28 protein-coding genes are annotated in these 26,500 nt (G+C 60.1%); 3 read left to right on the forward strand and 25 right to left on the reverse strand.

Annotated features, from left to right (window positions below; translation table 11 throughout):
- Nucleotides 1–8 precede the first annotated feature (8 nt).
- The 3 genes from AC1D2P_RS18980 to AC1D2P_RS18990 all read left to right on the forward strand — a co-directional run bounded on the left by AC1D2P_RS18980 (nt 9) and on the right by AC1D2P_RS18990 (nt 2,386).
- Complete coding sequence (locus tag AC1D2P_RS18980; protein WP_477757795.1) at nt 9–662, forward strand: HD domain-containing protein; 654 nt, start codon at nt 9–11, stop codon at nt 660–662.
- A 112-nt stretch (nt 663–774) separates the two neighbouring features.
- Nucleotides 775–1,980, forward strand: coding sequence for an MFS transporter (locus AC1D2P_RS18985; RefSeq protein ID WP_223522266.1), 1,206 nt, complete (start codon nt 775–777; stop codon nt 1,978–1,980).
- Nucleotides 1,981–2,062: 82 nt separating this feature from the next.
- The gene (locus AC1D2P_RS18990) at nt 2,063–2,386 is read left to right on the forward strand and encodes a hypothetical protein (RefSeq protein WP_077431553.1); all 324 of its coding nucleotides are present in this window, start codon (nt 2,063–2,065) and stop codon (nt 2,384–2,386) included.
- A 218-nt stretch (nt 2,387–2,604) separates the two neighbouring features.
- Here the strand turns inward: AC1D2P_RS18990 and AC1D2P_RS18995 are convergent, their stop codons facing one another.
- The 25 genes from AC1D2P_RS18995 to plsX form a co-directional block, all read right to left on the reverse strand.
- Complete coding sequence (locus AC1D2P_RS18995; protein ID WP_477757796.1) at nt 2,605–3,534, reverse strand: PfkB family carbohydrate kinase; 930 nt, start codon at nt 3,532–3,534, stop codon at nt 2,605–2,607.
- Nucleotides 3,527–4,993: a purine-cytosine permease family protein gene (locus tag AC1D2P_RS19000; RefSeq protein WP_477757797.1), complete on the reverse strand. Its 1,467-nt coding sequence runs from the start codon at nt 4,991–4,993 to the stop codon at nt 3,527–3,529. The genes AC1D2P_RS18995 and AC1D2P_RS19000 overlap by 8 nt, the downstream gene beginning before the upstream one ends.
- A 157-nt stretch (nt 4,994–5,150) precedes the next feature.
- Nucleotides 5,151–6,149: an ADP-ribosylglycohydrolase family protein gene (locus AC1D2P_RS19005; RefSeq protein WP_477757798.1), complete on the reverse strand. Its 999-nt coding sequence runs from the start codon at nt 6,147–6,149 to the stop codon at nt 5,151–5,153.
- On the reverse strand, nt 6,146–6,859 hold the full coding sequence (locus tag AC1D2P_RS19010; RefSeq protein ID WP_046031700.1) for a GntR family transcriptional regulator: 714 nt from the start codon (nt 6,857–6,859) through the stop codon (nt 6,146–6,148). The genes AC1D2P_RS19005 and AC1D2P_RS19010 overlap by 4 nt, the downstream gene beginning before the upstream one ends.
- Before the next feature lie 195 nt (nt 6,860–7,054).
- Nucleotides 7,055–8,023, reverse strand: a complete 969-nt coding sequence (gene araH / locus AC1D2P_RS19015; protein ID WP_046031830.1) for an L-arabinose ABC transporter permease AraH — start codon at nt 8,021–8,023, stop codon at nt 7,055–7,057.
- A 12-nt stretch (nt 8,024–8,035) separates the two neighbouring features.
- Complete coding sequence (araG, locus tag AC1D2P_RS19020; RefSeq protein WP_477757799.1) at nt 8,036–9,580, reverse strand: L-arabinose ABC transporter ATP-binding protein AraG; 1,545 nt, start codon at nt 9,578–9,580, stop codon at nt 8,036–8,038.
- Between the two features lie 66 nt (nt 9,581–9,646).
- Entirely contained in the window at nt 9,647–10,651 is a 1,005-nt protein-coding gene (locus AC1D2P_RS19025; RefSeq protein WP_046031698.1) for a substrate-binding domain-containing protein, read from the reverse strand.
- A gap of 123 nt (nt 10,652–10,774) precedes the next feature.
- Nucleotides 10,775–11,593, reverse strand: a complete 819-nt coding sequence (locus tag AC1D2P_RS19030; protein WP_258666815.1) for an SDR family oxidoreductase — start codon at nt 11,591–11,593, stop codon at nt 10,775–10,777.
- A 195-nt stretch (nt 11,594–11,788) separates the two neighbouring features.
- Nucleotides 11,789–12,664 (reverse strand): SMP-30/gluconolactonase/LRE family protein, encoded by an 876-nt coding sequence (locus tag AC1D2P_RS19035; RefSeq protein WP_046031696.1) that lies wholly within the window; start codon nt 12,662–12,664, stop codon nt 11,789–11,791.
- 30 nt (nt 12,665–12,694) lie between these two features.
- Entirely contained in the window at nt 12,695–13,411 is a 717-nt protein-coding gene (locus tag AC1D2P_RS19040; RefSeq protein ID WP_046031695.1) for a FadR/GntR family transcriptional regulator, read from the reverse strand.
- 89 nt (nt 13,412–13,500) lie between these two features.
- On the reverse strand, nt 13,501–14,061 hold the full coding sequence (locus tag AC1D2P_RS19045) for a DUF1285 domain-containing protein (RefSeq protein WP_046031694.1): 561 nt from the start codon (nt 14,059–14,061) through the stop codon (nt 13,501–13,503).
- Between the two features lie 15 nt (nt 14,062–14,076).
- Nucleotides 14,077–14,682, reverse strand: a complete 606-nt coding sequence (locus AC1D2P_RS19050) for a DUF4823 domain-containing protein (protein WP_077431539.1) — start codon at nt 14,680–14,682, stop codon at nt 14,077–14,079.
- A 228-nt stretch (nt 14,683–14,910) separates the two neighbouring features.
- Entirely contained in the window at nt 14,911–15,879 is a 969-nt protein-coding gene (locus AC1D2P_RS19055; RefSeq protein WP_077431537.1) for a GTP 3',8-cyclase MoaA, read from the reverse strand.
- 137 nt (nt 15,880–16,016) lie between these two features.
- Nucleotides 16,017–16,655, reverse strand: coding sequence for a TetR/AcrR family transcriptional regulator (locus AC1D2P_RS19060; protein WP_008152317.1), 639 nt, complete (start codon nt 16,653–16,655; stop codon nt 16,017–16,019).
- A 342-nt stretch (nt 16,656–16,997) separates the two neighbouring features.
- On the reverse strand, nt 16,998–17,783 hold the full coding sequence (locus AC1D2P_RS19065; protein ID WP_477757800.1) for a TatD family hydrolase: 786 nt from the start codon (nt 17,781–17,783) through the stop codon (nt 16,998–17,000).
- Between the two features lie 14 nt (nt 17,784–17,797).
- Complete coding sequence (locus tag AC1D2P_RS19070) at nt 17,798–18,154, reverse strand: PilZ domain-containing protein (protein WP_046031690.1); 357 nt, start codon at nt 18,152–18,154, stop codon at nt 17,798–17,800.
- Nucleotides 18,155–18,196: 42 nt separating this feature from the next.
- Nucleotides 18,197–19,183 carry a DNA polymerase III subunit delta' gene (locus AC1D2P_RS19075; protein ID WP_223522260.1) on the reverse strand — a complete coding sequence of 329 codons (987 nt, stop codon included), beginning with the start codon at nt 19,181–19,183 and terminating at the stop codon, nt 18,197–18,199.
- Nucleotides 19,176–19,808 carry a dTMP kinase gene (gene tmk / locus AC1D2P_RS19080; RefSeq protein WP_046031688.1) on the reverse strand — a complete coding sequence of 211 codons (633 nt, stop codon included), beginning with the start codon at nt 19,806–19,808 and terminating at the stop codon, nt 19,176–19,178. The genes AC1D2P_RS19075 and tmk overlap by 8 nt, the downstream gene beginning before the upstream one ends.
- A 19-nt stretch (nt 19,809–19,827) precedes the next feature.
- Nucleotides 19,828–21,063, reverse strand: coding sequence for an endolytic transglycosylase MltG (gene mltG, locus AC1D2P_RS19085; protein ID WP_477757801.1), 1,236 nt, complete (start codon nt 21,061–21,063; stop codon nt 19,828–19,830).
- 3 nt (nt 21,064–21,066) lie between these two features.
- The gene (gene pabC / locus AC1D2P_RS19090; RefSeq protein ID WP_477757802.1) at nt 21,067–21,882 is read right to left on the reverse strand and encodes an aminodeoxychorismate lyase; all 816 of its coding nucleotides are present in this window, start codon (nt 21,880–21,882) and stop codon (nt 21,067–21,069) included.
- Entirely contained in the window at nt 21,882–23,126 is a 1,245-nt protein-coding gene (gene fabF, locus AC1D2P_RS19095; RefSeq protein ID WP_046031685.1) for a beta-ketoacyl-ACP synthase II, read from the reverse strand. Before fabF ends, pabC begins: the two co-directional genes overlap by 1 nt.
- A 109-nt stretch (nt 23,127–23,235) precedes the next feature.
- Nucleotides 23,236–23,472 (reverse strand): acyl carrier protein, encoded by a 237-nt coding sequence (acpP, locus tag AC1D2P_RS19100; RefSeq protein ID WP_003442511.1) that lies wholly within the window; start codon nt 23,470–23,472, stop codon nt 23,236–23,238.
- Between the two features lie 191 nt (nt 23,473–23,663).
- Nucleotides 23,664–24,407: a 3-oxoacyl-ACP reductase FabG gene (gene fabG, locus AC1D2P_RS19105; RefSeq protein ID WP_046031684.1), complete on the reverse strand. Its 744-nt coding sequence runs from the start codon at nt 24,405–24,407 to the stop codon at nt 23,664–23,666.
- A 16-nt stretch (nt 24,408–24,423) separates the two neighbouring features.
- Entirely contained in the window at nt 24,424–25,362 is a 939-nt protein-coding gene (gene fabD / locus AC1D2P_RS19110; RefSeq protein ID WP_477757803.1) for an ACP S-malonyltransferase, read from the reverse strand.
- Between the two features lie 126 nt (nt 25,363–25,488).
- Entirely contained in the window at nt 25,489–26,499 is a 1,011-nt protein-coding gene (plsX, locus tag AC1D2P_RS19115) for a phosphate acyltransferase PlsX (protein ID WP_077431523.1), read from the reverse strand.
- Between the last annotated feature and the right edge of the window lies 1 nt (nt 26,500).

Raw genomic sequence — 26,500 nt, forward strand, 5'->3', positions numbered from 1 at the left:
GGACTGTTATGACAATTCATGCTTTCTCCCCTCTGCAAACCCTTGCCGCTCAATTGCTGCCCCATGCGCTTGAACCCTCAGAGGACGGCGCCCACGATCTGTCGCACTTGCAGCGGGTCTGGCACACCGTGCGCACACTTCACGCGCAAGAAGGGGGTGATCTTGAGGTGTTGCTGGCAGCGGTGCTTTTGCATGATTGCGTGGCGATCGAGAAGAACTCGCCATTGCGATCGCAAGCGTCGCGAATGGCTGCCGAGAAGGCGTGCGGCGTGTTGGCCGACCTGCATTGGCCAAACGAACGAATCCGCGCAGTTGCCCACGCCATCGAAGCGCACAGCTTCAGCGCCAACCTTCCCCCCACGTCACTCGAAGCGAAAATCATGCAGGACGCCGACCGCCTCGACTCCCTCGGCATGCTCGGTGTAGCGCGCACGTTCTACGTGGCCGGGCGCATGGGCAGCGCGTTATATGACCCGCTCGACCCGGAGGCGAAGCACCGCGACTACGACGACACGCGTTTTTGCCTCGACCATTTCCAGACCAAGCTGCTGCACCTGGCGGACGGTTTCCAGACCCCGACCGGTCAAGGCCTGGCGCAGATCAGGCATGCACGATTGAAGGGTTTCATGGAGCAGTTCAAGGAAGAGATCGGCGCCTGCTGACGGCAATACTCCGGCCAGCACTAACCCTGAAATCGGTAACCAGGGACCTAACATCGACGCCATGCGTGATAGATAGAGGACGCTCACTTCTATCGGGTCAAGGAACCGTTTCATGTCCAGCGCAACACCCCCAGTCTCCGGCCGGTTGTTCGGCTTGTTTTGCCTCGCCAGCTATTTGCTGTCGCTGTCCTATGGCTCGACCTTTTTGCTGTCGTTGCTGATCGGCTCACGCGGCGGCAATGAACACGATGCCGGCAGTGTGATTTCGGCCGCCATGCTCAGTACCTTCGCTGCGGTGATTGTCTCCGGGCACTTGTCCGATGCGCTCGGCGCTGCGCGTTCGATTGCCGTGTTTGGCGTGTTGCTGGCAGCGGCCAGCCTTGGTTTCGCCTTGACGCCTGGCTTCGGCAATCTGCTGTTGTTTTTCGGACTTCTGCTGGGACTGGGTTGGGGCGTGTTCTATACCCTCGGGCCGATCATTGTCGCCAGTCTGGTGACGCCGGCCCAACGCGCGAAATACTTTGCGCTGCTGTCGGGCAGCATGATGACCGGGATCGGCAGCGGGCCGTTGCTCGGCCGGGCGGCCAGCGCGCTCGGCTATCCGGTGACGGCAGCGTTTTACCTTGCTGCGCTGGCCAGCCTGATCGGTGTTTTGCTGTTCTGGCGACTGGATGCACAGCTGAAAAAATCGCCCGCGCCGTCTACTTCGGCCGCCAGGATTTCCTGGCGGGCGACGGCGCAGGTGCTGTCGTCCAAAGCGGTGTTCCCGATCATCATGGTCGGCCTCGGCGGGTGCGTGTTCGGCGGGCTGTCGAGCTTCCAGACCAGTTACGCCGCATCGCGTTCGCTGGACTACTCGCTGTTCTTTTTCGGCTTCATGGGCGCGGCGATCAGCAGCCGGATGCTGATTGCCGGGATCGTGGTCAAGCGCGATCCGTTGCGGGCCTCCTGCCTGTTGTCCGGCCTGATGATGGGGTCGATAGTGATGTTTGGTTTCGTCGTCGACAGCGGGTTCAGCTATGTGTTGGCGGCCGTGATGCTTGGGGTCGGATACGGGCTGACTTATTCGGTGATCAATGGCCTGGCGGCCAACGAAGCGCCGCATGGCACCACGTCGCAAGCCTTGTTGCTGTTCAGCCTCTGCTACTTCATCGGCGTGTTTGGCTTTCCGTTGCTGGCAGGGAAAATCATCGTCGAGCAAGGCATGCCGGCGCTGCTGATGACCGTGCTGGCAGTGGCCTTCGTCAACTGGTCGATCACCGTGGGCCGGTTGATCTGGCGTCGGGTGGCAGCACCTAAAGTCGTGCAGCAGGCCTAGACCATTCGTCGTTCATGAGGCACCAATCCAGATTGGGGCGGACCAACATCAGGTAAGGACTCTATTAAATGGAGACGATGCCATGATCCTGTCCAGGTTGACCGCCCTCGCTCTCGCCACGCTGATGTCCTGCGCCACATTCGCCGCCACCTTCGCTGAAGGCACAGGCCCGACCAACCCGGTCGAGGGCCCGAAGGCACCCGCTATCCAGAGCGCCCCCGGCATGAACACCAATGGCACAGGTGTCGACAGCAGCCTGCCGCCCTCCACCGGGACGGACCCGAGGACTCAGGGCAATGACGCCGGCCGCCAGGGCGGGTTGAATTTGCCGGACACCAAGACACCCAGCGAAGGCGGTCTCGGTTCGAGTGATAGCTCCGGTAAAAAAGGTGGCCTCAGCCCATAACGATCAACATCCCTGAAGCCAGGAGAAATCCCATGCCTCGTGGAAGCAAAGACATACCCTGATCGAGGCGTTGCGCAATGCTGGGTAAGGTCAGAATAGCGGTTGAATCCACTGGCCCCTTCGCGGGCAAGCCCGCTCCCACAGGTTCGGTTGTGAACACAAGAATTGTGTTCGACGACGTTCATTGTGGGAGCGGGCTTGCCCGCGAAGGCGATAAATCAGACGCCAAACGTCTCGCGAATCAACGCATCCACTTCATCCGCCATCGGCGAAGTCGCCGGCCCCCACCGTGTCACCGCCAACGCCGCGGCCGCATTCGCCCGGCGTGCCGCCTCCAGCGCCGACAAGCCTTGCGCCAATCCGGCAACAAACACCCCGGCATGTGCATCACCGGCGCCGTTGCTGTCTACTGCCGCCACCTTGAAACCCGGCACATGCTGACGATCGCCACGCTGGCTGATCCAGCACCCTTGCGGGCCATCGCGAACCACCATCAGCACCTCGGCCGGCAGATGATCGACCAAGCGATCCAGCGCCAAGGCGATGTCCGGTGCGCCGGTAAAGCGCAGGGCTTCGACACTGTTGCTGGTCCAGATATCGATGCGCGCCAGCAAGGCTTGCATCAATGGCTCATCCGGCGAATCCACCAGCGGGCCCGGGTCGAACATCACCGCGATCCCTTTCGGCAGATCAAGCACCCAATCCACCAGCGCCTGAGCCTTGCCAACCTGCAGCAGGCTGTAGCCACTGACGTAGACAAAGTCGCCCGCCTGCGCCGGCACACTTGCCAGGTCGCCGGCAGTCAACTCGCCTTCGGCACCGATGTAGGAAATGAAACTGCGCTCGGCCGACGCTTCCGTCACCGCGACGCACAATCCCGTGTCCCGTTCAGCGCGGTGGGCGATGCCGATCCGGATGCCTTCAGCGCTCATCGCCTCACGCGCCAGGTCGCCGAAACGACCAGTGCCGTGACGTCCGAGGTAAACCACGGCCAGGCCATTACGCTGCGCGGCAGCCATCACATTGAAGCCACCGCCGGCTTCGAAACTGGCGGACTGGGCCAATACATCGCCGCCCGCCTGCGGCAGTTTATCCACGGCCATGACCAGGTCGATGATGACCTGGCCGGTGTGCAGCAATCTAGGCATGAGCATTCTCGGTCATGGCGGCGCGGCGATCTTTTGCGCCGCCGAGTACCCAGTAGATCCCGCCGGCCACCAGGAAGGTTACGATCCAGCCCAGGCCGTTATGACCCAGCCACGAATCGGACAGGAAGCCGCGGAACCACACAGTTTGTTCGGTGGTGCCGATGGTGGTGAAACTGAAGCCCAGCACGATCGCCACCGCCCACGCCCCGAACGCGCGCCATTCGATACCGCCGCTGTACCAGTAAGCGCTGCTCGGGCTGACGTCGAGCAGATCTTTGGGGCTGTAGTAGTGACGGTGAATCAGGTCGACGACGAAGATCCCGACCCACGCGGTGATCGGTACCGCCAGCAAGGAAATGAAGGTAATGAACGGGCCGTAGAAGCTGTCTGCAATCAGCATGAAGTAGATCGAACCGGCGAAGATCGCGACGATATCGACCACCACGGCGTGCACGCGCTTGACCTTCAGACCGAGGGTCAACGTGGTCAGCCCGGCGGAGTACACCGACAGGTTGTTCGACAGCAGTAACCCGCCGAACGCCGTGATCAGGTACGGCACCGCCATCCAGGTCGGCAGCATGTCGCGGATCGCGACGATCGGGTCGGTGGCCGAGGCCAGGTCGTTGTTACCCACCGACAGCAGGCCGCCGAGGGTGATCAGCAACACCAGCGGAATCCCCGCGCCGAACGCTGCCGAGGCCACGAGGCGCACGGCTTTGACGCTGCGATGCTGGTAGCGCGACATGTCGGCACCGGCGTTGGCCCAACCGATCCCGGTGCCGGCGGCCATGGTGCCGACGCCGATGATCATCGCGCTCAACGGCGCCGGCGTGGCGTTGAACACCGCACTCCAGTCGATGGTGGCGCAGAGGAAACCGCCGACCAGAATGTTCAACGCGCCGAACACGTAAGTCGCCCACTTCTGGATCACCAGCAACGTCGCGTGGCCGAGGCCGGACACCGACAACGTCAGCAGCACGAAAATCGCGATAAACACCAACGTCAGGACTGGCGCGCTTTTGGCTTCTACCAGCGAGCCGAACAGGATCGAGCAGAGCGACAACAGCACGAACGCGGCGGTGGTGGTGTTGACGGTTTCCCAGCCCAGACGCGACATCAGCGAGACCAGGGTCGGACCGATGTTGCCGCGCACACCGAAGATCGCGCGCGACAAGGTCAGGCTCGGTGCGCGACCACGACGGCCGGCGATTGAGATGATCCCGACGACGGCGAAGGAACCGGCGGCGCCAAGGATCGCGACGATGATCGCCTGCCAGATCGCCAGCCCCCGAAACGCCACCAGCGTGGCACCCAGCGGCAGGCCGAGGATGGAAATGTTGGCGGCAAACCAGACCCAGAACAGTTGCAGCGGATGACCGTTGCACTCCGCTTCCGGCACCGGTTCGATGCCGCGTGTTTCCAGTTGCCCGGCACTTTGCCCGGCGGTTGATGAACTCATGAAAATGCTCCTGTTGCCATTTTTGTGGTTGTGGGCAATGACGGAAGTTGCGGTGGAAAATTCAAATAGGTGGCGCGCCCATCGCGGGCAAGCCCGCTCCCACAGGGGATGCATCGTACTTGTGGGAGCGGGCTTGCCCGCGAAGGCGTCAGCGCGGTCAGCGCAAGGCCAACAGCCCCTGCACCAACGGTTCCAGCTCCAGATCGTTGACCGCTTTGACCGTATCGATCATTGCCGCTGGCCAACTCCCGAGGCCCAGGCAGGCCCCGAGCATGGCGCCGAGAATCGCCGCGATGGTGTCGGTATCGCCGCCTAAACCGGCGGCCATGCACACGGCTTCGAAGGCGCTCATCTCGCCGATGGCCACTTGCTGAGCCAGGGCAAACGACACCACCACCGACTCCTGCGAGGCCACCGAAGTACCGATCACGTCATACAGCAGATCCGCCAGCAACGCCTTGTCACTGTCGACACTGATGCTGCGCGCCCAACTGATGCGCGAAGCCATCCGCCCGCCCGCCACCCAGTGGCCATGACCTTCGGCTTTTTGAGCGATTTGCTGACCGAGGTTCAATGCCTCGCCCAGGTCCATGCCATTGATCCCGGCCGAAACCACCGCCGCCACCGCCGCTGCGCTGGAGATGCCCAGCGTGGTGTTGTGGGTGACCTGACAGGCCTGCACCACGGCGTCGATAAAGCGCTCAGGCTCGGCGACATCCGCCGCAATCCCGATGGGCGTAATACGCATCGCGGCGCCATTGGTGGTGCCATAGCGCCCCGCCTCTTCAGGTGAATGACCCGCCAGGATCATCTCGATCGCTCGTTTGGTCGAAGGCCCGAGCAAGTCTTGCGAGCCCTTGGCCTGCATCTCGGCTTCCCACTCGATCAGGCGTTGCGCAAGCATCGACGGATCAATCCTGCCCTTGCCTTCAACCAGCAACTGCCCGACCAGCATCGCCTGTTCTGTGTCGTCGGTGATCGAGCCTTTGGGCATGTTGGCGGCGATGGGTTGATCGGGGCCGGCATCCTGCAAATCGGTGATTTCGCCGAAGCGAGTCTTGATTTCTGCACGGCTCAGCGACTGGGTCGGCATGCCCAGCGCGTCGCCCAGGGCCAGTCCGTAGAACGCGCCCAGGGCACGATTGAGCGCGGTCATGAAGAAGTTCCAAATTGCAGGTGCAGGCGAAAATGCACGGGGTCGAGCAGGCTTTCGACCTGTTCCATGAAGCGGTTTTGCCGGTCGTAGGTGGTGCGCAACGCTTTGAGGAACACCGTGCCGACCGGACGGCCCAGCAGCTCGGCGTCTTCGGCATTCAAGGGTTCTGCGCCGATCCATTGATCGCCGCGCTCGCCGATGTAGCCGTAGGCGGCCAGGGTGATGGTCAGGGAGTTGTCGATCAGGCCAACACGCGGCAGGCTTTCCAGGCCTCCAGTGGCGGGCATCAATGAGCGTTCGAGGGAAACCAGCGTGCCGTCGTTGGAGCGGCGACGACGGTCGAGGGTGATGAACTGGTCGGTGCCAAAGCGTGGCAGCAGATCGGGACGGGTGACCGCCTCCAGCCGCAGCACTTCGGTGTTGATCAGCGCGCCGCTGTCGGCCAGTGCCTGCGCCCAGCCACTGCGCTGATCGAGCACCACACCGTCGAAGGTGACGATGGAACCGACCCCGCTTTGCGTCGCGATGTAGTTGCGCCGTTTCAACTCGGCCAGGGCTTCACGCAGCGTACCTCGGCTGACTTTGAATTCTTGAGCCAACTGATGCTCGCCCGGCAGCAGAAAGCCGTCCTCCATGAGGCCGCTTTCGATGCGCCGGATGAGTTCGTCGACCACCCGTTGTTTCTTGTCAAATCGTACCTGTCTAATCATGTACAAAGTGATAACCGAAACGGGCGACGGCGGGCAAGGGATATTTCAGGGAAGTGACGGGAGGCGCCGCACCTGATCGTTCCTACGCTCCGCGTGGGAATGCCTCAACGGACGCTCTGCGTCCGCTCTTGGGACGCGGAGCGTCCCTGGCTGCGTTCCCACGCAGAGCGTGGGAACGATCAGTCAGCAAGAATCTCAGCGTTGCTTGAGGCGGTCGATGACAACGGCCAGCAGCAAAATCGAACCGCGAATCACGTACTGGTAAAACGTGTCGATGTTCTTCAGGTTCATCGCATTCTCAATGATCGCCAGAATCAGCACCCCGGCAATCACGTGCCGGATCATGCCGATCCCGCCACTGAGCGACACGCCGCCCAACACACAGGCCGAAATCACCGTCAGCTCAAAACCCTGGCCAATCATCGGCTGGCCGGAGGTCATGCGCGAAGCCAGAATCACCCCGGCCAACGCCCCGATCACGCCATGCACGGCAAAGATAATGATCTTGGTCCGATCAACGTTGACCCCTGCCAGCAAGGCCGCTTCCTGGTTACCGCCGATGGCCATGGTGTTGCGCCCATAGGTGGTGTAGTTCAACAGCCAGCCGAAAAACAAAAAGCAGACAATGGTGATCAAGATCGGCACCGGCACGCCAAACAACTGGCCGTTACCGAAGACGAAGAACTGCTCTTGCGAAACGCCGACCGCTTTACCGTTGGCGAAGATGTACGCCAGACCGCGAACGATTTGCATGGTTGCCAGCGTGGTGATCAACGCGTTGACCCGCAACTTGGCGATCACGATCCCGTTGATCAGCCCGACAATCAGCCCCATGAACAGCGCCGCCACCACACCGAGAAATACGCTGTTGGTGTCGCGCATCACCACTGCCGCCACCACGCCGGCGCAGGCAATCACCGAGCCCACCGACAAGTCGAAGTGCCCGGACGCCAGGCAATACAACATCGTGCACGCGGCAATCCCGGTGGTCGAAATCGCCAGGCCCAGGCCGCGCATGTTCAGCGGCGAGAGGAAGTTGTCGATCAGCAACGTGCACAGCACGAAAATCCCGACCGCCGCCAGCAGCATCACCCAGTCATCGAGAAAGCGCCGCAGGTCGAGCGGTTTGCGCTGGGTCGGCAAAGTGTTGTTTTGGGTTGTCATCATAGTCACCTCTCAGTTCGCCACGCCGTCAGCGCGTTGGCGCGGCAAAGCCAGTTGCAGCAGATTGGATTCGTTGGCCTCGGCGCGAGACACCTCGCCGCGCATCGCGCCTTCGCAGAGCACCAGAATACGGTCGGAAATGCCCATCACTTCCATCAGGTCGCTGGACACCACAATCACCGCGATGCCGCTTTCGGCCAGGTTATGGATGATCTGGTAGATCTCGGCCTTGGCGCCTATGTCGATGCCGCGAGTCGGTTCATCCAGCAGCAGGACTTTCATCGGCATCGATAGCCAGCGACCCAGAATGGCCTTCTGCTGATTGCCGCCGGACAGGTACATGATTTTTTGCTGGGCGCTCGGCGTCTTCACCTTCAGCGCCTTGATCTGTTTGTCGGCATTGCCCTTTTCCCACAAGCCGCGCAACAGGCAGCCGAAGGTGGAGTGCGCACCGCGAGCGCTGATGTTGATGTTCTCGGCGACACTGGCGAGCGGCAGGATCCCCTCCTTCTTACGGTCCTCAGGGCACAGCAGCACACCGGCGGCGATGGCATCGCGGGGTGAACGCAGTTTCAATTCATGGCCCCGTAATTCCAGGCGCCCGGCGGTGTTGCGCTCCAGTCCGCTGAGCAAGCGGAACAACTCTGTGCGCCCCGCGCCGACCAGGCCGAACAACCCCAGGATCTCGCCTTTGTGCGCCTCGAAACTGACCGGTTCACGCAAGCCTGACCCCAGCAGTCCCTCGACTTTAAGCGCCACTGCACCCCGTTTCCGGGGTCGGTAATCGTAGATGTCCTGAATATCGCGACCGACCATGCACGTGACCAATTGATCGTGAGTCAGCTCGCGCATGTCTTCGAACGTGCGTACGTAACGGCCATCCTTGAACACCGTCACGGCGTTGCAGATGCGGAACACTTCTTCCATGCGATGGGAGACGTAGAGCACCACTTTGCCTTCATCGCGCAGGCGCCCGATGATCGCCATCAATCGGTCGATTTCTCGCGCCGACAGGCTGCTGGTGGGTTCGTCGAACGCGATCACATGAGCACCACGGGACAGTGCCTTGGCGATTTCCACCAATTGGCGCTGACCAAGGGACAGGCGCCCGACCTTCTCTTGCGGATCAATTTCATCGGCCAGCCCCTTAAGACAGGTCAGCGCTTGTTGGCGCAAGGCGCCGCGATTGATCAAGCCGAAACTGGCAGGCAGATGCCCCAGGAACAGGTTTTCCGCGACGGTCATTTCGGGCACCAGGTGCAGCTCCTGATGGATCACCGCGACGCGGCTGGCGATGCTGTCGGCGGTGGACTTGAAGACCATCGTCTGCTCGCCGATCTGCAGGGCTCCACTGCTTGGGGAGTAGGCGCCGCCGAGTATTTTCAGCAGCGTGGATTTGCCGGCACCGTTTTCGCCCATCAAGGCGTGAACCTGCCCCGGATGCGCGACGAAGCTGATGCCATCCAGCGCCTTCACGCCGGGAAAGGTCTTGCCGATCCCGTTGAAACGCAGGCTGCCGCCAACGCTGTGTTCGTGTGTCTGTAGTTGCGCGTGCATAAAACCACCTCTTCACACAGGTCAGGCAGCCCCGTTGCCAGGGCCGCCGTTGAACTCAACCAGCCGTTAATTCCAGAGGCCGATCTTTTCCAGTTCCTGCTTGAAGTTGTCGCGCGTGATCAGTGTCACGTCGTCCATGGCGGTGTACTTTGCCGGTTCGGTGCCGGTGGTGACCCACTCGTACATCATGCTGGCGGTGTTGTAGCCCTCGATGTGGGGGCTGGGCAGCATCGAGCCGAAGAAACCGCTGTCAGGTTTCTTCAGTTCACCGATGGCGTCGGTGCCGTTGATGCCGATTCCGATGACGTTGGCCGCGGCAAAACCGGCGCTTTCGGTGGCGCGCACGCCGCCGAGCACGGTGTTGTCGTTCATGCCGCCGATGATCAGGTTTTTCGCCGCACCCGGCAGTTTCACCAGTGCCGAGTTGGTGGCGTCCATGCTGCCCGGTACGTCGAGGGTTTTCAGCGCCGAGAACAGGATGTGGTCCTTGGGCATGCCGGCGTCTTCCAGCGCCTTGACCGAACCGTCGGTGCGTTTCTTGCCGGTGTCGAGTTCGTTGTAGGTGTTGATCACCGCATAGGTGTCTTTCCAGTCCCAGCCGCGTTTTTTCGCTTCGGTGGCCATGGCGTGGCCTTGTTTCTGACCGACTTCAAAGGCGGCCATGCCGAGGTACGGAACGTCCTCCATGAACTTGCCGCCAGCATCGACAAAGCGGTCATCGACGGCGATCACTTTCAAGCCGTTGAGCTTGGCCTTGGCCATGATCGCAGGGCCGAGGGACACGTCGGGCGGGCAAATCACGAAGCCCTTGGCACCGTTGGCGGCCAGGCTGTCGATGGCGGAGAGGGTTTTCTCGCCGTCCGGCACGGCGATTTTGATCAGGGTAAAGCCCTTCTCTTTGCCGGCTTTTTCAGCGAACGCCCATTCCGTCTGGAACCAGGGCTCTTCCGCTTGCTTGACCAGAAAACCGATTTTCACTTCCTCGGCCGCCAGCAACGTACTGCTCAGGCTGACCGCAGTAACCGCCAAAGCGGCACAGCACAGGGAACGGATCCCACGACGACGATTCATAAGCAGACTCCTTGTTATTTTTTTTGAGCGTTATTTGAAAGCCGGTGCAAACGGTGAAGCTAATAGTCATATCGTATGATGATTGGCTTTCAGGCGTAATTCCGCGCCTGAAAGCCGTTTTGTTCAGTCGTGGTACATCACCGAGCGACCACCATCGATGGTGATGCACGACGCATTGATGAACGGCGCTTCATCACTGGCCAGGAAAACGGCGGTCATGGCCACTTCAATCGGCTGACCGATGCGGCGTGGTGGATGCAAATCAAAGGCGCGCTGACGCTCGGCGTGCGGATCGGCAAAACCGTTCCAGTAATCAACGTTCAGTTGGGTTTCGATATAGCCCGGCGCGATGGCGTTGACGCGAATGCCCTTGGGCGCGTATTCGATGCCGAGTGCGCGTGTCAGGCCGAGCAAGCCGTGCTTGGCCACCGGGTACGGGAAGCAGCCCGGAATGATGTGGGTGGAATGGGTCGAGGCAATGTTGATGATGCTGCCGATGCCTTGCTCGATCATTTGCGGCAGCACAGCCTTGCAACCGTACCAGGCGCCGTCGAGGTCGATGGCGAAGCAGCGGCGCCAATCTTCTTCAGTCATTTGCAGTGGATCGCGGAACACGTTGACCCCGGCGCAGTTGACCAACACGTCGATTCGCCCGTGAAGGTCGATCGCCAGCCTGACCATGGCGTGCAGGTCTTGCTGGCTCGACACGTCGGCCTTGATCGCCACCACATCGGCGCCCTGCTCACGCCAATGCGCCGCGACTTTCTCGACTTTTTCGGCCTGGATGTCGCTGATGATCAGCTTGGCCTGCTGCGATGCGAACGTCGCGACGATGGCCTCGCCAATACCCTGGGCGGCACCGGTCAGCAGGACCACTTTGTTTTTAAGACGCTCGCCTTTGGGCGGCTCAGGCACCGGCGGCAAGGAAAGGGGTTCAGCCATGAATCAAGACTCCTTTTTCGGGCACGAAAAAAACCGGGCATCTGTCGATGTCCGGTCAAAAGGCTGTATGGAAAATCGCTGCATCACTTCACCTGTTTTGTTTTTTTAAGTGTGAGTGCGTGTAACTGATGGCCGACTATAAACCTGCCCGATAAAAAATCTCAATATATAATTTTGCATCCCATATTTTGGGATTTATCCAGCGAAGCGCGTACAAGGCTTTCCAGCCACGTCCACTCGAATGGACAGCATCGCGCCGTCCAGCGGGTGGTTGAGCGGGCTCGCAGCGCTGGTGATGTACAGGGTTTTCAAGTCTTCGCCGCCAAACACACAACTGGTGGGCCGGCTGACCGGCAGTTCGATGACTCGATCAATATGGCCGTCCGGCGTCAGTCGGATCAGGCAATTGCCGTCCCAGCGGGCGTTCCACACATAGCCTTCGGCATCCATAGCCGAGCCGTCGGGAACGCCCCGTTTGTCGGGACCGAACCAGACATAAGCGGTGTCCAGGTTGCCGTCGGCATGGATGAAATACCGGTACAGCGTGGCGTCGAGGCTGTCGGCGAAGTACAGCGTCGTGGCGTCTTCGCTCCACAACAGCGTGTTGGGAATCCCCAACCCCCGCAGCAGCGGCGTGACCCGGGCATCGCGGTCGATGCGAAACAGACCGCCGGAGCGACGCGTGACGGGCAAGTCTTCGCCGTTTTCACCGATGTTGTTTTGCATGGTGCCGAGCCAGAGCCGACCCTGCGCATCGCAACGGGCTTCGTTGGGGCGATTGCCGGGTTGCGGGTCGGCGACGCAGAACAAGGTCAGGCGCGGCTCAAGGCCTGGGGAGTCGAGGTCCAGCCGATAGACGCCACTGCTCAACGCGACTAACGCATCACCGCTTTCGCAGGGGATGAACGCGGAGATGTGTTCCGGCATTTCCCAGATCTGTACGTTGGCACCGATCAGCCGCAACGCCTGTTTGCCGGCGATGTCGACCCAGTACAAGGCTTGCGTGCGCACGTCCCAGAACGGGCCTTCGCCAAGCCGTGCACGGTGCTGGGTAACCGCATTCAACGCCATGAAACCTCCATTCTTATTGCTTTTATGTGATCAGCTGACCTTTTTGTCGGCCATGACTTGCGGGTAGTAACGCTTGATCGCCAGCTCCGCGTTGTCGATCAGGGTCATGCAGGCCCACACCCCGCGCGCAGCATCGCGGGCGGCGATGGCATCGGCCATGTCTTTGTGAATCGGCAACGTACGACGCAGCTCATCCGGATCAGCGGCGGAAACCTCGAAGGATACCGCCAGCAGCGCGCCGAGGGCCGGGACCATTTGCTCGATGAATTGATTGTGGCTGGCGGCGAGGATGCACTCGTGGAATATCCGGTCGGCGCGGTTGTAATCGACGCCGCTGTCCACCGCCCGCGCCAGCGCGTTATAGGCCAACAGCACGGCTTGCACCTGTTCGACAGTGGCCCGCTCGCAGGCCCAGCGTACGGCCATGGGTTCGATGGTGCGGCGCAGGTCGAGCAAGTCGTCGACGAAGTTTTCCGGCAAACCGCTGCGTGACAGCCAGCCGACGACTTGCGGATCGAAGAGATTCCAGCGACGCACCGGCAACACTCGCGTGCCGACCTTCGGCCCGACTTCGAGCAGGCCTTTGGCGACCAGGGTTTTGATGGCTTCGCGGATGACCGTGCGGCTGACACCTAATTGCTCGCCCAGATCGGCTTCTACCTTGAGGGTTTCGCCGGGCTTCACCTGGCCTGCGGCAATCCAGCAACCGAGCCAATCGACGGTCGACGCATGAAAACTGCTGGACATGGATACCTCAGAACCGGGCGCGATGGAGCCCCACGCTAATCATCATACGATTAGGTGTCAATTTGATTTTTGGATGAACACTGGGAGCGTCAAGGCTCCAGGCCGATGGGAAAGAACTCCCCGCCACTCCACACACCCAACCAGCGCTGCCCGTCGATCTCACGGCTCACTGCCAGCTCCACCAATTGGTAGAACACATTGCGGTGAATCAAGGCTTCGAGGTTAGTACGCACATGAACGTAAGGCGCAGGCTCTTGCGTGACCGGGTCGATCACCACGCGGATCGGATGTTCGGCACCCGCCTGCGCAGTTTCGTCGACGTTGGTGGTGAAGTTCAGGATCTGAGCCTCGCCTTCGCCTTCCACATCAACGGCAACTGCCACAAACGGTGCATCATCGACCTTGATCCCGACCTTCTCGACCGGTGTGATCAGGAAATAGTCGTCGCCATCGCGGCGAATGATGGTGGAGAACAGTTTGACCATCGGCTTGCGCCCGATTGGCGTGCCCAGGTAATACCAGGTGCCATCGCGGGCGATGCGCATGTCGATGTCGCCACAGAAATCGGGGTTCCACAGATGGACCGGCGGCAAGCCTTTGGTTTTGGGGATTTGCCCCAACAAGTCGTTGGCTTTTTGCGGGCCACTCATGGCGTTCTCCCTGGATTACTGGTTACTGATCCCGATCAGGCTGCGCGCATATTGCTCTAGCGGCGGGCCAATCAGGTCTTCTGGCTTGTTGTCGTGGAACGTCAGTAAACCGCCACGACTCTTGATGCGTGCAGTATCAATCAAATACTGGGTGCTGGTCTCGATCAACATGATCTGAATCACGCCGCTGTCGATGCCGAGACGGTCCACATACTCCTGATCGATCCACTCATCGGTGTTGCCAATACGGTCGTCCGCCTTGGCGAACCGGGTGTAAAGCAAGTAATGCGCACCGGCGGCACGGGCGTCCGCCATAGCCTGGTCGAGGCCTTCGGGAGTTTGGGCGCGGCGCACCATCGGGAAGTATTCGATAAAGCCGTTGAAAGCTTCTTCAGCCACTGCGTTTGGTCGCGGATAAACGATACCTGGTGGCGCGAAAGGACCTTGGGCGATGTAAATGAACGAGTCCGGCTGAATGCGCAGATTGTTCACCCGACGGCTGTCGCTGTGATCCAGCAGTCCCACGTCACTCATCTGGTAGTGAGTCTCTTCAGCCATGTCGCTGACTTTCATGCAGCCACCAAGCGCCAAAACGGCCAGCAGCAAAACCAGGCTACGCATCCTACCCTCCAGAGGCCGGTGACGGAAAACCGGCGAATGGCCATGGGATGCAGCTTCCGCGCCAGCTCGGGAGAAGCACGCCCCTGTAGCAGCTGGCGAAGCCTGCGTTCGACTGCGCAGCGGTCGCAAGATCAGGCGATACGGTGCTCCAGATATATTTTGATTACAGGATTTACGGCTGCTTCGCAGCCGGACGCAGCCTTCGGCAGCTGCTACAGGGGAGCCTGCTCAGCCGCCGATGATCTTCATGATGGTTGCACCACCGGAGAACGCCACCTCCTGCTTGTCGCCCAAGGCTTTCACCAGCAGGCGCTGCAAGGCGGGCAGCGCTTGATGACGCGGCTTGTCCAGCAAGTCACCGACATAATGGCGATTGCTCGACGACAGGCAGCCATGCAGCCAACCCGTGGACGAAAGACGCAAGCGTGAGCAGGTGCGGCAGAACGGCACACTCTCGTTGGCGATGACGCCGAAATGGCCCAGGCCGGAAATCTCGTAACGCACCGCCGTGGCATCGACCGGCGCATCGGCTTGCAGATACTCATAACGCTCGCCGATCAGGCTCAGCAACTGCTGAAGGCTGACGAACTGCTGCAGGAACGCATTGGAGTCGGTCGCCAGATGGCCCATGCGCATCAGCTCGATGAAACGCAATTCATAGCCGCGCTCCAGGCAGTAATCGAGCAGCGGCATCACCTGATCAAGATTCTGGCCACGCAGCGGCACCATATTGACCTTGATCTTCAGGCCAGCGGCCTTGGCTTGATCCATGCCATCGAGCACGGTCGCCAGATCGCCGCCACGGGCGATGCTGCGAAAGGCGCCGGCGTCCAGGGTGTCGAGGGAAACGTTGATACGACGAATGCCGGCGTCCACCAGCAACGGCAGCTTTTTCGCCAGGAGCTGACCATTGGTGGTCAGGCTGATGTCTTCCAGGCCCATCTTGCCGACGGCCGTCATGAAGGCTTCGAGTTTGGGGCTGACCAGCGGCTCGCCGCCGGTGATGCGCAAGCGTTCGATGCCCGCTGCTTCGATCAGATAAGCTACGCCGCGTGCCATGGCCTCGGCCGACAACTCATCCTGCGCAGCCACCAGCCGCTTGCCGTTAGGCACGCAGTAGGTACAAGCGTAGTTGCAGGCGGAGGTCAGACTGATCCGCAAATTGCGAAAACGCCTGCCTTGACGGTCAACGATCATGGATCACTCCGGCGAAAGTAATAGAACGCTTAAAACTTGACTCACAAATCAAGTTTTAGCAAGTCCCATGCCTGAGTATATTCCTGCGGTACTGCGCCATATAGCTAAATCATGGCGCAATCAGGCGGCTGAATGGTTCAACTGCTCGGGGTGTCGGTATCGCGCTTGCGCTTGTTGCCCATACGCACGCCGATGTCCATCAGGAACTGGAAGAAACCTTCCTGATCTTCCAGCACATTGCTCCAGAACGGCGAGTGATACAGCGCCACGGCGCCATGCACCAACGCCCAGGAAGCGCAGTAGTGAAAGTAAGGCGGCACGTCTTCGAGCTTGCCTTCGCTGATCCGGCCTTTGATCAGCAGGGTCAGGCGCTCGAAGTTAGAGGCGCGGATCTTGTGCAGTTCCTCGACCATCTCCGGCACTTGATTGCCCTTGACCACCTTCTCTTCCAGCCGGTCGAACAACCGATAGCGTTGCGGGTCGCGCATGCGGAATTCGAAGTAAGCCCGGGACAGCGCTTCTTTGTCCTTGTCGACATCGGCCGAATGCAACAGCTCGTTCAAATCACGCTCGTAATCGAGCATCAGGCGCAGATAAATCTCGGCCTTGGACTTGAAGTGCTTGTAGATCGTGCCTTTGCCGATACCGACGGCATCAGCAATCATCTCGACGGTGACACTGTCTTCACCTTGATCGAGGAACAGCTTGAGCGCGGTATCGAGAATTTCTTGCTCGCGGCGACGAAACTCACGGACCTTACGAGGTTCTTTATGCATAAGAAAAGGTCTGTTGGGGTCAAAATTCGAAGCCGCGTATTATGCCTAACTTACGCAAAAATGCACGGATCATCCGACCATATCTGTGTTTCTTGATGATTTCCCGCAGAGTCGCCAGTGGATGAGAACGCTTCCGAAGCGGGCGTATTCCAAAATTGTTTAAAAACCTTGGCCGGGAAACTGGACGAGGCGCAATAGTGATCAATACTTGAAATGTCGGCGGGACATCTCCCCCAAGTGTTGCGCCGATATTGGTACCAACGGACCGCGTGCCATTGTTTTACTCCTAATGGTCTTAACCCGGATTCACCCCCCAGAACCCGGGTTTTTTTTGCCTGCGATTTAACCTTTCACATGCGCCAGCGGGAACAGCCGCTTGAAGTTCGCCGTGGTCTGCTCGGCAAATCGCTCGTAAGGCTCGCCTCGCAACATTGCCAGAAACTCCGCGACTTCACGCACGTACTGCGGCAGGTTCGGCTTGCCGCGATACGGGATCGGCGCGAGGTACGGCGAATCGGTTTCCACCAGCAACCGGTCGGCAGGCACCTTGCTGGCCACATCGCGCAGCGCATCGGCATTGCGGAAAGTGACAATACCGGACAGGGAAATGTAATAGCCCATATCCAGAGCCGCCTTGGCCATGTCCCAATCCTCGGTAAAGCAATGCAACACGCCAGCCTGAGGCAACGCCGCTTCACGTAACAGGTTCAAGGTATCGGCGCGAGCGCCCCGGGTGTGGATGATGACCGGCTTGCCAGTCTGTTGGGCCGCTTGCAGGTGCAGGCGAAACGACTCCTGCTGTAACTCGGCCGCTTCCGGTTCGTAGTGATAATCCAGACCGGTTTCACCGATCGCGACGACGCGTGGGTGATTGAGTTCGCGCAACAACCAATCCAGCGCCGGCGCTGCGCCCGGTTGCACATCCAGCGGATGCACGCCGACCGAGCAATCGACGTCGTCATAACGTTCGGCCAGGGCTTTGACCTCGGCGGCGTTGTCGACGCTGACGCCGATGCACAGAAAATGCCCTACCCCGCGCTGACGGGCTGCATCGAGCGCAGCATCCAGAGAGCCGTTGTGGGCGGCGAGGTCGAGACGATCAAGGTGACAATGGGAATCTACGAGCATAAAAGGGCTGCAACTTACATCGTATGAGTGGGACGGTCGGACTTGAGGGCTCCGGCCAGATGGGTTTCGATTCGACTGCGCGCAGTGTTGTCGCCGTCGTTGAACTGCACGCCGACCCCGGCGGCCCGGTTGCCCTGAGCGCCTTTGGGGGTGACCCAGGTCACTTTGCCAGCGACGGGAATCTTCTCGGCTTCGTCCATCAGGTTCAGCAGCATGAAGACCTCATCGCCCAACCTGTAGCTTTTGTTGGTCGGGATAAACAGGCCACCGTTCTTGATGAATGGCATATAGGCCGCGTAAAGCACCGACTTGTCCTTGATGGTCAGGGACAAAATGCCGTTACGCGGCCCAGGGTTGACGAGTTCATTCATGCTGGCCTCCACTGCTGATGAACAGAGTCTAGGCCCGGACGATCACTTCTGGGTAGGCAGGGATGCCCATTGCACCAGGAGCGCTTCCAGCAACAACACCCGGTTCAGGTTGGCCTTGCTCATCACCTTCTGGCGCTGGGCGAGGATCCAGTCCTGAATACCGAGGACTTTGTCCTGACTGGTTTTCTGCGCCAGGTACTGAACCACCTTGCGCATGTCCGCCAGACCCAGGCCTTCTTCATCCTGGGTTAATTGATAACGCAGAATCAGGCTCGACCAGTCACAAAACCAGTCGAACAACAGCAATAACGGGATCGCATTCCAGCCTTCGGCCAATTGCGTCGGCGACTGTTGCTGCTTAAGCAACTTCTTCACCCCATCGACCACCAGCGCCCGCTGCTCGCGCACGCCTTGCGCTTGCAAGGTAACCGCCGCCAGTGGCGAACCCGCAGCCAGGGTCAGCAGTTCGATACGCTCCTCTTGCGAGCAATCCGGCAAGGCTTGCGCCAGCCAGGTCAAGCTGATCGCTTCGCTCGGCAAGGGGCAGGCTTGCTGCACGCAGCGGCTCTTGATGGTCGGCAGCAGCCGACTGGTCTGGTGACTGACCAACAGCAAAACGGTATCGCCCGACGGCTCTTCAAGGCTTTTGAGCAAGGCGTTGGCGGCGTTGACGTTCATCGACTCGACCGGCTCGATCAACACGACTTTTCGCCCGCCCATCTGCGAGGTCTGCACCACAAAGCTGACCAGTTCGCGCACCTGATCGACCTTGATCGCCTTGTCGGCCTCTTCCGGTTCCAGGATGTAATTGTCGGGATGGCTGCCAGCCTTCAGCAGCAGGCAGGACTTGCATTCGCCGCAAGCGTCCTGCGCGGTGGGCCGCTGACACAGCAGGCTGGCCATCAAGCGTTCGGCCAGCGCGCGCTTGCCGATCCCGGCCGGGCCATGCAGCAGATAGGCGTGAGCGTGTTGCTTACGACCGGCCAACTGCTGCCAGAGACCGTCCTGCCACGGATAGGCCTCAGCCACGGGTCAACTCCAGCAGGCGCGGCAACAAGGCGTCCAGGGACTGTTGAACCTGTGCCAGTGGCTGGGCGGCATCAACCAGGACATACCGCGCAGGATCCGCTTTCGCGCGCTTGAGGAACGCACTGCGCACCGCATCAAAAAAGGTTCGGCCTTCGAGTTCGAATCGATCCAGTCGACCGCGAGCGCTGGCGCGGGCCAGACCGACTTCTACCGGCAAGTCGAAGATCAGCGTCAGGTCCGGGCGCAGATCGCCCTGGACGAACGTTTCCAGGGTTGCGATGCGTTCCATCGACAAACCGCGACCGCCACCTTGGTAGGCGTAGGTTGAATCCGTAAAGCGATCGCATAACACCACCGCACCACGCGCCAGCGCCGGGCGAATCACCTCGGCCAAGTGTTGGGCGCGCGCGGCGAACACCAGCAGCAATTCGGTGTCGGGGTTCATGACTTCATCAACCGGCGCCAGCAGCACTTCGCGAATTCGCTCGGCCAACGGCGTGCCGCCCGGTTCGCGGGTCAGCACCACCTCGATACCGGCAGCGCGAAGACGCTCGGCCAGGTATTCGCGATTGGTGCTTTTGCCGGCGCCTTCCGGGCCTTCCAGGGTAATAAACAAGCCAGTCACAGGCAGTCCTTAGTCAGAATTATTGCGGGCTTTGCGGCGCGACTGCATCCGGCGCGGGCTCCGGTGCGGGAGCCGGCTCGAATTCAGGTGCAGGCGTCGGTGCAGGTGCAGTTTCTTGCGGTGCTACCGGGGGCATTGCCTCGGGATCGGGATCAGGCGAAGCCGCCGGAATCGGCGCCTCGGTATCCGACGTTTCGGCACTCGTCGCCTCAGGCGCAGGGATCGGCGCCGGGCTGGAGCGGTAATCGGCACGACGCTTGAGCTGGAACTCGCGCACCGCGTTGTTATGGGCGTCCAGGTCATCGGAGAACACATGGCTGCCATCGCCGCGCGCGACGAAGTACAGGCTGTTGCCTGCCACCGGGTTCAACGCGGCATGGATCGCTTCGCGGCCAACCATGGCAATCGGCGTCGGCGGCAACCCGGAGATCACATAAGTGTTGTACGGGGTCGCTTCCCTGAGATGGGCGCGGGTCAATTTGCCGCTGTAGCGATCACCCAGGCCGTAGATCACCGTCGGGTCGGTCTGCAGCAACATGCCGATCGCCATGCGGCGAACGAAAACACCGGCAATCTGCCCGCGCTCCTGCGGCACGCCGGTTTCCTTTTCCACCAGCGAAGCCATGATCAGCGCTTGATAGGGTTCGGTGTATGGCACGTCGGCAGCGCGTTGATCCCACTCTTTGGCAAGAACTTCGTCGAGGCGGTCATAGGCTTTTTTCAGCAGATCGACGTCGGTCATGCCACGCACAAACCGATAGGTATCCGGAAAGAATCGACCTTCCGGGAAAATCCCGCGGTGACCGAGTTTCTCCATCACCTGGGTGTCGCTCAACCCGTCCAGGGTCTGTTCCAGTTTTTCGTCTTTGGCCAGGGCTGCGCGCACCTGACGAAAATTCCAGCCTTCGACCAGGGTCAGGCTGTACTGAACCATTTCCCCACGCTTCCACAGGTCGATCAACCCCTCGACCGTCATGCCCGGCGTCATGCGGTATTCGCCGCTGTGCAATGGCTGTTTGGGGAGATTGAAGCGCCAGTAAACACGCAGCCAGAACGCGTCCTTGATGACGCCGTCGGCTTCGAGTCGATAGAAGGTGCGGGTGGGTGTCGTGCCTTTGGGCACTTCCAGCAATTTTTCCTGGGTGATGTTTAGCGGTTGTTCCAGCGCCGAATGAATTTTCCAGGCAGAAGCGCCCAGACACAGCCCCGCCAGTACCAATCCGGTTTCCAGCAGCAGCAAGAATTTACGTCTCACGTATCAAGCATCCAGTAGCGCGCGGGCAATGGTTTGGAGTTTACGGGTGAGCGGCCCAACCGGCCAGCTCAGCGCAGCATAGGCGCGCACCGGCCAAACGCCATACACGCTGTTGCAGACAAAGACTTCATCGGCCCATTGCAGCTGTTCCAGCGTGATGTCAGTAATTTGTGTAGGAATTCCCGACGACTCGGCTTGAGACAATAATTCCGCACGCATCACGCCAGCCACGCCACAGCGTTTCAAATCGGCCGTGATCAACACGCCATCCCGCACCAGGAACAGATTGCTGAACACTCCTTCAATGACACGCCCGGCCTGATCGAGCATCAAGCCTTCGGCATGTTCGGTGTCTTGCCATTCGGCACGGGCAATCACTTGCTCAAGACGGTTCAGGTGTTTGAGCCCGGCGAGCAGCGGTTGCCTGGACAGTCGTGTGGTGCAGGGGAACAGGCGAACGCCCTGCTCTGCATGAACAGCCGGATAAGCAGCAGGAGGATTGCCTTGCAGAATACGTCGGGCCTGGGCCGAAGGATCGGGGGCGTAACCACGCAGGCTGTCGCCGCGCGTGAGGATGAGCTTGAGCACGCCCTCACCCAATATGGCGGCGTAGGCCAACAGCTCGTTGCGGATCAGTTCGTGATTGGCGGTGATAGCCAGCCGCGTGCAACCTTGCGCCAAACGCGCCAGATGCCGGTCCAGCAACAGCGGTTGCCCACCACGCACGGCAATGGTCTCAAACAGACCATCGCCGTAAGCCAGGCCGCGATCCTTCAGCGACAGAGCGTCAGCCGGCTGACCGTCGACCCAGCCCTCCATCAGTCAGCAAACCGACGGAACACCAAAGAGCCATTGGTCCCGCCAAACCCGAAGGAGTTCGACAGCACCACATCGATGTCCATGTTGCGCGCAGTGTGCGGCACGAAATCGAGGTCACAGCCTTCGTCCGGCTCATCGAGGTTGATGGTGGGCGGCGCTACCTGGCTGTTGATCGCCAGCACGCTGAAGATCGCTTCGACTGCACCCGCCGCACCCAACAGGTGACCGGTCATGGATTTGGTCGAACTGACTGCCAGCTTGTAGGCGTGATCGCCAAACACCGACTTGATTGCACAGGCTTCAGCCAGGTCACCGGCCGACGTCGAGGTACCGTGGGCATTGATGTACTGAACCTGATCGGCGTTGACCTTGGCATCGCGCAGGGCATTGGTGATGCAACGTGCGGCACCCGCACCGTCCGCCGGTGGCGAGGTCATGTGGTAAGCATCGCCACTGGTGCCAAAGCCGATCAACTCGGCATAGATGGTCGCGCCACGCGCCTTGGCGTGTTCCAGCTCTTCGAGCACCAGAGCACCGGCACCGTCGGACAACACGAAGCCATCACGGCCTTTGTCCCAAGGACGGCTGGCACGGGTCGGTTCGTCGTTGCGGGTCGACAGCGCACGGGAGGCACCAAAGCCGCCCATGCCCAAACCGCATGCCGCCATTTCGGCGCCGCCGGCAATCATCACGTCAGCTTCGTCATACATGATGTTGCGAGCAGCCATGCCGATGCAGTGCGTACCGGTGGTACACGCTGTGGCGATGGCGTAGTTAGGCCCCTGTACACCCAGGTGGATGGACAGGAAACCGGAAATCATATTGATGATCGAGCCAGGCACGAAAAACGGAGAAATCCTTCGTGGGCCAGAGTCATGCAGAGTGCGGCTGGTTTCTTCGATGTTGGTCAGACCGCCAATACCCGAACCCATGGCCACGCCGATGCGCTCGCGATTGGCATCGGTGACTTCAAGACCTGCGTTACGCACAGCCTGAAAACCTGCGGCCAGACCGTATTGAATAAACAGGTCGAGCTTGCGAGCTTCCTTGACCGACAGGTATTCCTCGACATTGAAGCCCTTTACCGAGCCGCCAAAACGGGTGGAATAGGCAGAAAGGTCGGTGTGTTCGATCAGACCAATGCCACTGCGGCCAGCCAGAATGCCCTGCCAACTGCTCGGCACATCCGTGCCCAGTGGCGACAACATACCCATACCGGTGACTACGACGCGTCTACGCGACACAGCACTCTCCTTTTTTCAAATGACGACTTTGCATCAGGCCTAAAGAAAAAACCGCACGCCGTGATGGCAGTGCGGTTTTTCCATGACAGCAAGCAACGATTACAAGCTATTAAGCCTGGTGGTTAGTAACGTAATCGATTGCGGCTTGTACAGTAGTGATCTTCTCAGCTTCTTCGTCAGGGATTTCGGTCTCGAATTCCTCTTCCAGAGCCATCACCAGCTCAACGGTGTCAAGGGAGTCGGCACCCAGGTCTTCAACGAAGGAAGCAGTGTTAACCACTTCTTCTTCTTTAACGCCCAGTTGCTCAGCAACGATTTTCTTGACGCGCTCTTCGATGGTGCTCATACCTTGTTTTCACTCCTAATGGACAAATTCAGGCAGCTGGCCAGTGGGTAAGTGTATAGAAAGACTTTTCAGCTTTTCAACTGAAAGCTTCACTCCTCAAACCCGACAGCCCTCTGCCTATAAATAGATTGCAGCTTTATAACGGATTTTAGACAGCTCGTATGACATTTTTTTGAAGCGATCCGTCACATTTAACTCATGTACATCCCGCCGTTCACCGGGATTGTAGCCCCAGTAACGTAAGCCGCACCGTCGGATGCAAGAAAAGCGACCACAGACGCGATCTCTTGTGCTTGCCCCAGACGGCCCAGCGGAATTTGCGTCTGCAAGGCTTCACGCTGTGCCTCGGGCAGTTCGCGGGTCATGTCGGTATCGATGAACCCTGGGGCCACCGAGTTTACCGTAATCGACCGCGAACCGACTTCACGTGCCAGTGCACGACTGAAACCTTCCAGACCGGCCTTGGCGGCTGCGTAGTTTACTTGGCCAGCGTTGCCCATGGCACCCACTACCGAGCCAATACTGATAATTCGTCCCCAACGGGCTTTGGTCATACCGCGCAAAACGCCCTTGGACAGGCGGAACAGACTGTTCAGGTTGGTATCGACGACATCATGCCACTCGTCGTCTTTCATGCGCATCATCAGGTTATCGCGGGTGATACCGGCATTGTTGACCAGGATCGCCGGCGCGCCGAACTGTGCCGTGATCTCTGCCAGCACCGCGGCAACGGATTCGTCGCTGGTGACATTGAGTTCCAGACCGGTGCCTTGAACGCCGTTTTCCTTCAGGTTGGCGGCAATACGCTCGGCACCCGAGGCAGAGGTCGCAGTGCCGATAACGATGGCACCCTGACGACCCAGTTCCAGGGCGATAGCCTGGCCGATACCGCGGCTCGCACCGGTGACCAGTGCAACTTTACCTTGCAGACTCATGCAAGTTTCTCCTGATTCAAGCCTGCGCTGCACGGGCGGCAGCGAAAGCGTCTGGGGTATTGAGGTTGGATGTCGATACGCCTTCGGCGCAGCGTTTGTTCAGGCCGGCCAGCACTTTGCCAGGTCCGCATTCGACCAGATTGGTCGCGCCCTTGGCTGCCAGCGCCTGGACCGATTCGACCCAGCGTACAGGCTTGTAGAGCTGCTCAAGCAGATCGCGCTTGAGGGTTTCCAGATCGGCCGGCACATCGGCACTGACGTTCTGGACCACAGGAATCTGCGGCACCTGCCAGTCGATCGCGGCGATCGACGCAGCGAAACGCTCGGCGGCCGGGCGCATCAGTTCGCAGTGGGACGGCACACTGACCGGCAACGGCATGGCGCGCTTGGCACCACGAGCCTTGCTGCCTTCAATGGCACGCTCGACCGCGGCCTTGGCACCGGCGATAACCACTTGGCCCGGGGAGTTGAAATTCACCGCACTGACCACTTCGCCTTGCGCCGCTTCGGCACAGGCTGCCAGCACGTCAGCATCGTCCAGACCGAGGATAGCGGCCATGCCGCCCTGCCCGGCCGGAACGGCTTCTTGCATCAGCTTGCCCCGGGTTTCAACCAGCTTCACCGCGTCGCCCAGACTCAAGCTGCCCGCAGCGACCAGGGCGCTGTATTCGCCCAGGCTGTGACCGGCAACATAACCCGGACGCGCGCCACCTTCAGCCAGCCACAGACGCCACAAGGCGATCGAGGCGGTCAGAATGGCCGGTTGGGTTTTATCGGTTTGATTGAGTTGCTCTTCCGGCCCTTGCTGGGTCAGCGCCCACAGGTCGTAACCCAGGGCATCGGAAGCTTCTTTGAATGTTTCGAGGACAACCGGATGTTGCGCGCCCAACTCGGCCAGCATGCCGAGGGACTGCGAACCCTGTCCTGGAAAGACGAATGCGAGGGAAGCAGACATGTAACAAGCCCCTAATGATCTTGTCGTCGGAGAATTGACGTCCCGCTATGGGGGACGCAAGAAACTGACAGTTGGATGGCCAAATGAACTGAGCGGTCACATTTAAGCATTGTCCGACGAAAACACCTAAAGCAACAAATCCTCCAGCCGACCGTGAATACGCTCTGGCAGGTTTTCCTGAATCTCGATCAGTGCTCGGGAAATGGCGCTCTGGAACCCCTGAACTCCGGCCGATCCGTGACTTTTCACGACAATTCCTTGCAACCCGAGAAAGCTTGCACCGTTGTGCCGGGCGGGCGCCAGATCGGCTTGCAGGCGCTTCATCAACGGCAGCGCCAGGGCGCCGACCAATTTCGAGGCGAGGTTTTGCCTGAACAGCGCTTCAATGCGCCCGGCAATCATGGTCGCCAGACCTTCGCTGGATTTAAGCAGGATATTGCCGACAAAACCGTCACACACCACCACATCGGCCTCGCCACGGTACAAGCCGTCACCTTCGACAAAACCGATGTAATTGATGCCACGGGCCGCCTGCAACAAAGTGGCGGCCAGCTTGACCTGCTGATTGCCCTTGATGTCTTCGGTGCCGATGTTCAGCAGCGCCACACGCGGCCGGACAATACCGAGCGTTTCGGCCGCCACCGACCCCATGACCGCGAACTGCAGCAAGTGCTCGGCGCTGCAATCGACGTTGGCGCCCAGATCGAGCAACTGGCAATAACCCTTCTGAGTCGGAATCGCCGCCACCATCGCCGGACGATCAATACCCGGCAAGGTTTTGAGCACAAACCGCGACAACGCCATCAGCGCACCGGTATTGCCAGCGCTGACACAGGCCTGAACCTTGCCATCGCGCAATAACTCGAGCGCCACGCGCATCGACGAGTCGGGCTTGCCGCGCAGGGCCTGCGCAGGCTTCTCGTCCATGGTGATGACTTCAGACGCAGGCACAATCGACAGGCGCGAGCGATCCACAGCCGACTGGCCAGAGAGCAATTCTTCAAGAAGAGAGGGTTGACCGACGAGGGTCAGGTGCAGCGAGGGTGTTGCAGACAGGCAAGCAAGGCTGGCCTGAACAATGCTGCGGGGACCGAAGTCCCCGCCCATTGCGTCAATCGCGATGACTTGAGCAGACAAG

Source organism: Pseudomonas sp. P1_F1_2, assembly GCF_056405815.1.

Coding starts and splice junctions, on each gene's coding strand:
- AC1D2P_RS18980 (WP_477757795.1), top strand. CDS start 9: ATGACAATTCATGCTTTCTCCCCTCTGCAAACCCTTGCCGCTCAATTG.
- AC1D2P_RS18985 (WP_223522266.1), top strand. CDS start 775: ATGTCCAGCGCAACACCCCCAGTCTCCGGCCGGTTGTTCGGCTTGTTT.
- AC1D2P_RS18990 (WP_077431553.1), top strand. CDS start 2,063: ATGATCCTGTCCAGGTTGACCGCCCTCGCTCTCGCCACGCTGATGTCC.
- AC1D2P_RS18995 (WP_477757796.1), bottom strand. CDS start 3,534: ATGCCTAGATTGCTGCACACCGGCCAGGTCATCATCGACCTGGTCATG.
- AC1D2P_RS19000 (WP_477757797.1), bottom strand. CDS start 4,993: ATGAGTTCATCAACCGCCGGGCAAAGTGCCGGGCAACTGGAAACACGC.
- AC1D2P_RS19005 (WP_477757798.1), bottom strand. CDS start 6,149: ATGACCGCGCTCAATCGTGCCCTGGGCGCGTTCTACGGACTGGCCCTG.
- AC1D2P_RS19010 (WP_046031700.1), bottom strand. CDS start 6,859: ATGATTAGACAGGTACGATTTGACAAGAAACAACGGGTGGTCGACGAA.
- araH (WP_046031830.1), bottom strand. CDS start 8,023: ATGACAACCCAAAACAACACTTTGCCGACCCAGCGCAAACCGCTCGAC.
- araG (WP_477757799.1), bottom strand. CDS start 9,580: ATGCACGCGCAACTACAGACACACGAACACAGCGTTGGCGGCAGCCTG.
- AC1D2P_RS19025 (WP_046031698.1), bottom strand. CDS start 10,651: ATGAATCGTCGTCGTGGGATCCGTTCCCTGTGCTGTGCCGCTTTGGCG.
- AC1D2P_RS19030 (WP_258666815.1), bottom strand. CDS start 11,593: ATGGCTGAACCCCTTTCCTTGCCGCCGGTGCCTGAGCCGCCCAAAGGC.
- AC1D2P_RS19035 (WP_046031696.1), bottom strand. CDS start 12,664: ATGGCGTTGAATGCGGTTACCCAGCACCGTGCACGGCTTGGCGAAGGC.
- AC1D2P_RS19040 (WP_046031695.1), bottom strand. CDS start 13,411: ATGTCCAGCAGTTTTCATGCGTCGACCGTCGATTGGCTCGGTTGCTGG.
- AC1D2P_RS19045 (WP_046031694.1), bottom strand. CDS start 14,061: ATGAGTGGCCCGCAAAAAGCCAACGACTTGTTGGGGCAAATCCCCAAA.
- AC1D2P_RS19050 (WP_077431539.1), bottom strand. CDS start 14,682: ATGCGTAGCCTGGTTTTGCTGCTGGCCGTTTTGGCGCTTGGTGGCTGC.
- AC1D2P_RS19055 (WP_077431537.1), bottom strand. CDS start 15,879: ATGATCGTTGACCGTCAAGGCAGGCGTTTTCGCAATTTGCGGATCAGT.
- AC1D2P_RS19060 (WP_008152317.1), bottom strand. CDS start 16,655: ATGCATAAAGAACCTCGTAAGGTCCGTGAGTTTCGTCGCCGCGAGCAA.
- AC1D2P_RS19065 (WP_477757800.1), bottom strand. CDS start 17,783: ATGCTCGTAGATTCCCATTGTCACCTTGATCGTCTCGACCTCGCCGCC.
- AC1D2P_RS19070 (WP_046031690.1), bottom strand. CDS start 18,154: ATGAATGAACTCGTCAACCCTGGGCCGCGTAACGGCATTTTGTCCCTG.
- pabC (WP_477757802.1), bottom strand. CDS start 21,882: ATGGAGGGCTGGGTCGACGGTCAGCCGGCTGACGCTCTGTCGCTGAAG.
- acpP (WP_003442511.1), bottom strand. CDS start 23,472: ATGAGCACCATCGAAGAGCGCGTCAAGAAAATCGTTGCTGAGCAACTG.
- fabG (WP_046031684.1), bottom strand. CDS start 24,407: ATGAGTCTGCAAGGTAAAGTTGCACTGGTCACCGGTGCGAGCCGCGGT.
- fabD (WP_477757803.1), bottom strand. CDS start 25,362: ATGTCTGCTTCCCTCGCATTCGTCTTTCCAGGACAGGGTTCGCAGTCC.